Origin of the sequence: Antarcticimicrobium luteum (assembly GCF_004358185.1) — a bacterium.
GTDB lineage: Bacteria > Pseudomonadota > Alphaproteobacteria > Rhodobacterales > Rhodobacteraceae > Antarcticimicrobium > Antarcticimicrobium luteum.
Window position 1 is genome coordinate 95,327 of record NZ_SMUV01000060.1, and the last position, 6,654, is coordinate 101,980.

General features: G+C 65.2%; 6 protein-coding genes and 1 pseudogene. 3 read left to right on the plus strand and 4 right to left on the minus strand.

Annotation, left to right across the window (positions count from 1 at the left end; translation table 11 throughout):
* Window positions 1–37: 37 nt before the first annotated feature.
* Window positions 38–1,039: a type I glyceraldehyde-3-phosphate dehydrogenase gene (gap, locus tag E1832_RS08380; protein WP_133359289.1), complete on the minus strand. Its 1,002-nt coding sequence runs from the start codon at window positions 1,037–1,039 to the stop codon at window positions 38–40.
* Window positions 1,040–1,159: 120 nt separating this feature from the next.
* Entirely contained in the window at window positions 1,160–1,723 is a 564-nt protein-coding gene (locus E1832_RS08385) for an HPF/RaiA family ribosome-associated protein (protein ID WP_165978834.1), read from the minus strand.
* A 150-nt stretch (window positions 1,724–1,873) separates the two neighbouring features.
* Between E1832_RS08385 and E1832_RS08390 the strand changes: the two genes are divergently transcribed.
* Both E1832_RS08390 and E1832_RS08395 read left to right on the plus strand, forming a co-directional pair.
* Window positions 1,874–2,299 (plus strand): DUF2267 domain-containing protein, encoded by a 426-nt coding sequence (locus tag E1832_RS08390; RefSeq protein ID WP_133359291.1) that lies wholly within the window; start codon window positions 1,874–1,876, stop codon window positions 2,297–2,299.
* 71 nt (window positions 2,300–2,370) lie between these two features.
* On the plus strand, window positions 2,371–3,342 hold the full coding sequence (locus tag E1832_RS08395) for a DUF808 domain-containing protein (RefSeq protein WP_133359292.1): 972 nt from the start codon (window positions 2,371–2,373) through the stop codon (window positions 3,340–3,342).
* Window positions 3,343–3,486: 144 nt separating this feature from the next.
* Here the strand turns inward: E1832_RS08395 and gltA are convergent, their stop codons facing one another.
* Window positions 3,487–4,782, minus strand: a complete 1,296-nt coding sequence (gene gltA / locus E1832_RS08400) for a citrate synthase (RefSeq protein ID WP_133359293.1) — start codon at window positions 4,780–4,782, stop codon at window positions 3,487–3,489.
* Window positions 4,783–4,889: 107 nt separating this feature from the next.
* A complete protein-coding gene (gene gltX, locus E1832_RS08405) occupies window positions 4,890–6,305 on the minus strand; it encodes a glutamate--tRNA ligase (RefSeq protein WP_133359294.1) in 1,416 nt (471 codons plus the stop codon).
* 81 nt (window positions 6,306–6,386) lie between these two features.
* On the opposite strand from gltX, the pseudogene E1832_RS08410 reads away from it, so the two are divergent.
* Window positions 6,387–6,654: pseudogene (locus E1832_RS08410) on the plus strand (ComEC/Rec2 family competence protein); the annotation flags it as partial.

Consider the following 6,654-nt stretch of genomic DNA (forward strand, 5'->3'; position numbering starts at 1 on the left):
GAGACAAGGGCGCTATAGCGGGCGGGATAACCCGGGCTCAGCCCAGCCGGCCCATGGCGACGGCGACATCGGCCATGCGCACCGAGAACCCCCATTCGTTGTCGTACCAGCTGAGCACGCGGACCATGCGGCTGCCGACCACGCGGGTCTGATCGGGCGCGAAGATCGAGCTTTCGGGGCTGTGATTGAAATCGGTCGAGACCAGAGGTGCCGGCTCATAGCCCAGCACGCCCTTCATCGGGCCGCTGGCGGCGGCCTGCATGATGGCGTTGATCTCTTCGGCGGTCACGTCGCGGCCGGCCTGGAAGGTGAGGTCCACCGCGGAGACGTTCGGGGTCGGCACCCGCAGGGCAGAGCCGTCGAGCTTGCCCCTGAGGTTCGGCAGCACCTCGCCCAGGGCCTTGGCGGCGCCGGTCGAGGTGGGAATGATCGACATGGCGGCGGCCCGGGCGCGGTAAAGATCCTTGTGGCGGCGGTCCAGCGTCGGCTGGTCGCCGGTATAGGAGTGGATCGTCGTCATGATGCCGCTTTCGATGCCGACGGCCTCATCCAGCACCTTGGCCAGCGGCGCCAGGCAGTTGGTGGTGCATGAGCCGTTCGAGACCATGCGGTCAGCCGCCGTCAGCGCATCGTCGTTGACGCCAAAGACCACGGTCCTGTCCACGTTCTTGCCCGGCGCCGAGAGCAGCACCCGTTTCGCGCCGCGCTCCAGATGGGCCTTGGCCTTTTCGCCGTCGTTGAACTTGCCGGTGCATTCCAGCACGACGTCGCAGCCGTCCCAGTCCAACTCGTTCATGTCATAGGTCGAGAACATCTGCATCGGCCCGCGGCCCAGGTCCATGGTGCCGTCGCCCAGGGTGACCTCGCCGGGGAAGCGGCCGTGTACGCTGTCGTATTTGATCAGATGCGCCGCCGTCTCGATCGGGCCGGCGGCGTTCACCTTGATCACCTCGATGTCGTCGCGGCCCGAGGCCGCAATATGCGACAGCGTACACCGGCCGATGCGGCCGAAACCGTTGATCCCGACTTTGATGGTCATGACAAACTCCACATAAAATTCCCGAAGGTGCTATAACGGGCTGCGGGCGGAGCAAAAAGGGGAAAACGACGTGTCCTGAGGGTGATAGCGCAAACGCACCCTGACCCGATCCGATCGGGCTCAGCCTCCCGGCCGGCTCACCAGCGTCACATTGGCGGCAAACAGGCCCTTGTCGCCGTCCTGCTGGGTAAAGGCGACCTCGGAATAGATGTCCAGAGCGGTCCAGCCGTTGTTGTTCACGCTGTCGCGGTCGAAGAAAACCTCGTCCCGTTCGGCGTTCTCGATGAAACCGTACCCCTCGTCGGGAAAGAGGCGGACCACGGTGCCGTGGCGCCGCTCGGGATAGGAGCGGACCTGCTGTTCGTCGAGCCGGGCCATGTGTTCACGCAACTGACGGCGGGCGGCGTTGAAGCTGTCGCGCACGGCCACGCGCAGATCCTCATGCGCCCCGAGATCGCCGGGCTTGTGGTTGACGATCACGGTGCCGGCGGGCACCTCCAGTTCGACCGCCACCTGATAGAGGTGACCCTTGTGGCCCTTGCCGCTGCGCAACTCCACGGTCACGCGGGCCGAAGTGATGCGGTTGCTGACCTCTTCCAGCTTCGCGATCTTCTCCTCGATCATCTCGGTGATCTCGGGACGGGCCTCTAGCCCCCGAAAGGTGATTTGCGGCGTGGTTTCCATTCTACCCTCCATCAGTGATACCCGATTTATGCCGCCATCGCGCGGGCCGCGGCAATGATTTGAGTCAACTTGGCGCAGGCCGAAGGATGATAGCCTGCAGCCCTGATCTGCGACTGCAGGGCGGATCGCGACGCGGGAAAGGAGCGGCTCATGAGTGCTTTGGGGCTGAAGATCATCGACGAGTCGGTGCAACAGGCCAATATCTGGGTCAATGCGGTGGACGCTGCGACCGGATGGGAGAATAAACAGCGCGCCTATCGGCTATTGCGATCGGTGCTGCATGGGGTGCGTGATCATCTGAGTGTGGATGAGGCGGCGCAATTGGCGGCGCAGATGCCAGCGCTGATCCGCGGGATATATTACGACGGCTGGAACCCGTCGAAGACGCCGGTCAAGCTGCGCACACGCGACGCCTTCATCGCGCGGATCCAGAAGGATTTCGAGCCCGACCCGCTGGGCGATGCGCCCGAGGCCATCGCGGCGGTGATGGCAGTGCTGCGGAGCCATATTTCCGCCGGCGAGATGGAGGATGTGGAGAACGGCTTTACCGACCAGGTGCGCGAACTGTTCGGCTGACCACCCGTTTCCGGGCTTGTCCGCCCCGGCCCTTGGGGTAGGTTGGAGCAAACCGAAAACAGGGGGCGGGGATGAGCGGGCTACTTGCATTGCTGGACGATGTGGCGGCGCTGGCCAAGGTGGCGGCGGCGTCGGTCGATGACGTGGCCGCCTATGCCGGCAAGGCCGGCGCCAAGGCCGCCGGCGCGGTGATCGACGACGCCGCGGTGACGCCGAAATACGTGCACGGCTTTGAGGCCAGCCGCGAGTTGCCGATCATCTGGCGCATCACCAAGGGATCGTTGCGCAACAAACTGGTGTTCCTGCTGCCCGCCGCGCTGCTGTTGTCGGCCTTCGCGCCCTGGCTGATCGCGCCGTTGCTGATGCTTGGCGGGGCCTATCTGTGTTTCGAGGGGGCCGAGAAGATCGCCCATGGACTGCGCCCCGGCGACGCCCATGGCCAGGCTTCGGCGGCCGTGCCGGACGATCCCGCCCATCTGGAAGAGCAGAAGGCCGCCGGCGCCATCAAGACCGATTTCATCCTGTCCGCCGAGATCATGACCATCGCGCTGTCGGAAATCCCCAAGAGCGGGGTGATGACCGAGGCCGCGACGCTGGCCATCGTGGCGGTCGGCATCACCGCGGTGGTCTACGGCGCGGTGGCGCTGATCGTGAAGGCCGACGATGTCGGACTGCACATGGCCGCAACCGGGCGGCTTGCTGCGACCCGTGCTCTGGGCCGGGGACTGGTGCGGGGGATGCCGGGTTTCATGGCGCTTCTGACCACCGTCGGCACGGCGGCGATGCTCTGGGTCGGCGGCTCGATCATCATCCACGGGCTGGGCGTACTGGGATGGCATCTGCCGGAGGAGGCGATCCATCATGTCGCTGTTGCCGCCGGTCACGCATTGCCGCAGGCGGTGTCGGCGGTGGAATGGACCGTGACCGCGGCGCTGGACGGGGTTCTGGGCCTGGCGCTGGGGCTGGTTCTGCTGCCCGTCGGCACGCGGATCATCACCCCGCTCCTGCGGCTGGTGACGGGCGGCAAGACGGCCGCGCATTGAGGCGCCGGACGCAGAGCGCAAGAGCCCCGAAACCAGGGGCGAAGGTAACCTACCTGTCAGCCTCCAGAACAGGAGCAAGGTCTCCAACAAGAAACGCCCCGCGAAACTTCGCGGGGCGTTGCATTTCCGGGACCGGAGCCGCGTTCAGCGGTTCTCGATATCCACATAATCGCGCGTCGTTTCGCCAAGATAGAGCTGGCGCGGACGGCCGATCTTATGCGCCGGATCCGCAAGTTGCTCTTTCCACTGGCTGACCCAGCCGACGGTGCGGCTGAGCGCGAAGATCGGCGTGAACATCGAAGTGGGGAAGCCCATCGCCTCGAGGATGATGCCGGAGTAGAAGTCGACGTTCGGGAACAGCTTCTTATCGGCGAAGTAGGGATCCTCGAGCGCCTGCTTTTCCAGTTCCTTGGCGACCTGCAGGATCGGGTTGTCTTCGATCCCCAGCAGGTCCAGCACCTCGTCGGCGGACTGTTTCATCACCGTCGCGCGCGGGTCGAAGTTCTTGTAGACCCGGTGGCCGAAGCCCATCAGACGGAACGGATCGTTCTTGTCCTTGGCGCGGGCGATGAACTCGGGGATGCGGTCCGGGGTGCCGATTTCCTTCAGCATCTCCAGGCAGGCCTGGTTGGCGCCGCCATGCGCGGGCCCCCACAGACAGGCGATGCCGGCGGCGATGCAGGCAAACGGGTTTGCGCCCGAGGACGAGGCCAGCCGGACCGTCGAGGTCGAGGCGTTCTGCTCGTGGTCCGCGTGCAGGGTAAAGATGCGGTCCATCGCGCGGCTGAGGATCGGGTTCACCTCGTATTCCTCGGCCGGCACCGCAAAGCACATGCGCAGGAAGTTCGAGGCGAAGTCGAGATCGTTGCGCGGATAAACGAAGGGCTGACCGGTGTGGTATTTGAACGCCCATGCCGCGATCGTCGGCATCTTGGCGATCAGCCGGATCGAGGCGACCTCGCGCTGCCAGGGATCGTTGATGTCGGTGGAGTCGTGATAGAAGGCCGACATCGCGCCGACCACGCCGACCATGATCGCCATCGGGTGCGCATCGCGCCGGAAACCGCGGAAGAAATACTGCATTTGCTCGTGCAGCATGGTGTGGCGGGTCACGCGGGTTTCGAAATCTTCCAGCTCCACTGCGGTCGGCAGCTCACCGTAGAGCAGCAGATAACAGACCTCGAGATAATGCGATTTCCCGGCAAGCTGATCGATCGGGTAACCGCGGTGCAGCAGCTCGCCCTTGTCGCCGTCGATGAAGGTGATGGTGCTGTCGCAGCTCGCGGTCGAGGTGTAGCCCGGATCGTAGGTGAACACGCCGGCCTGCGCATAGAGCTTGCGCACATCCAGAACGTCGGGACCCGCCGTCGGCGACAGGATCGGCAGCTCGATGCTCTTGCCATCCAGCTGTAGCGTGGCGGTCTTGCATTTTTCGGTCATTATAGTCCCTTCCTCTTACTGGCACGGGACGCGAAAGCGTCTGTCTCCGCGCGGGCAGACCATGCGGCGACCGCCGGTCCGATCTCTTTCGCCACGGTCTTGTCTGGTCAGTCAGACCCGACGCGAACGGCAGCATCCTTGAGGCGGGCCAGGGTTTCGTCCCGGCCCAGCACAAGCATCATGTCGAACACCGAAGGGGTCACCGCACGTCCCGCAAGGGCGGCCCTGAGCGGGCCGGCCAGCTTGCCGAATTTGGTGCCCCGGTCTTCGGCGAAAGCGCCCAGAGTCGCCTCCAGATCGTTTCGCGTCCAGCTAGCATTTTGCAGATGCGGCGTCAATTCAGCCAGTATACCGTCGGATACCGTGTCCAGCGCCTTGGCCGCCTTCTCATCCATCTCCACCGGGCGGGAGACCAGCGCAAAGTGAGCCTTTTCAAGCAGTTCCGGAAAGGTGCGCGCGCGCTCCTTGAGGCAGTACATGGCCCGCTCCAGCGTGTCGCCCTGCGCCGGGCTCAGCGCCGGCAGGTTTGCCGCGGCCAGATAGGCCTCCAGTTCCCGCCGCAACGCGGCGTCATCGCTAACGGCGATGTGCTGGCCGCACAGATTCTCAAGTTTTTTCAGATCGAACCGGGCCGGACTCTTGCCGATTCCATCGAGATCGAACCAGTCTTGCGCCTGCTCGTCGGTAAAGAATTCGTCATCGCCATGGCTCCAGCCCAGCCGGGCCAGGTAATTGCGCATCCCGGCGGCCGGAAAACCCATCGCCTGATATTCCTGCGCCCCCAGCGCGCCATGGCGTTTCGACAGCTTCTTGCCGTCGGGCCCATGGATCAGCGGGATATGCGCCCAGACCGGCACCTGCCAGCCCATGGCGTCATAGATCATCATCTGACGGGCCGCATTGTTGAGGTGATCGTCGCCGCGGATCACATGGGTCACCCCCATGTCGTGATCGTCCACCACAACCGCCAACATATAGACCGGGCTGCCGTCGCCGCGCAGCAGGACCATGTCGTCAAGCTGATCGTTGCGAATCGACACCTCGCCCTGCACCCGGTCGCGGATCACCGTGGTCCCCTCCAGCGGCGCCCTGATGCGCACCACATAGGGCGCATCCGGGTGCGTCGCCGGATCGGCGTCGCGCCAGGGGCTGCGGAACAGCGTGCTCTTGCCCTCGGCGCGGGCGGCCTCACGGAATTCGGCGATCTCCTCCTGGGTCGAAAAGCATTTATAGGCCTTGCCCTCGGCCAAAAGCTGATGCGCCACCTTGGCATGGCGGTCGGCGCGGTCGAACTGGCTGATCGGTTCGCCGTCCCAGTCCAGGCCCAGCCAGGTCAGCCCCTGCAGGATCGCCGCCGTCGCCTCGGGGGTCGAGCGTTCGCGGTCGGTATCCTCGATCCGCAGCAGGAATTTGCCGCCGCGCCCGCGCGCATAGAGCCAGTTGAACAGCGCCGTGCGCGCGCCCCCGATATGCAGAAACCCGGTGGGCGAGGGGGCGAAACGGGTGACGACCTGATCGGACATGAGGGCGCTTTACCTTTTGGAAACCATGAGGGGGGTAGCGTTTTGCGGCCTGTCTAGCGGGCCGGAGGGCAGGGGGCAAGCATGGGCGTTCCGACCGGAGTGGCGGCACGGCTCGACGCGGCGCTGGATCGTCAGCGCGGGCATCTGTTTCCCTGGGCGCCGGTCTGTCTGGGCCTGGGGATCGGGTTTTATTTCACCCTGGCGGCAGAGCCGGGCAGATGGGTTTTCCTGATAACCGCAATCATCGCGGCCGCCGGCGCGGCCGCTGCGCTGGTCCGGCCGGGCGGGGCGGCGGCGCTGGGATGGGCGGCGGCGCTGGTCGCCGCCGGGCTGGGGCTGGCCGCCGGGC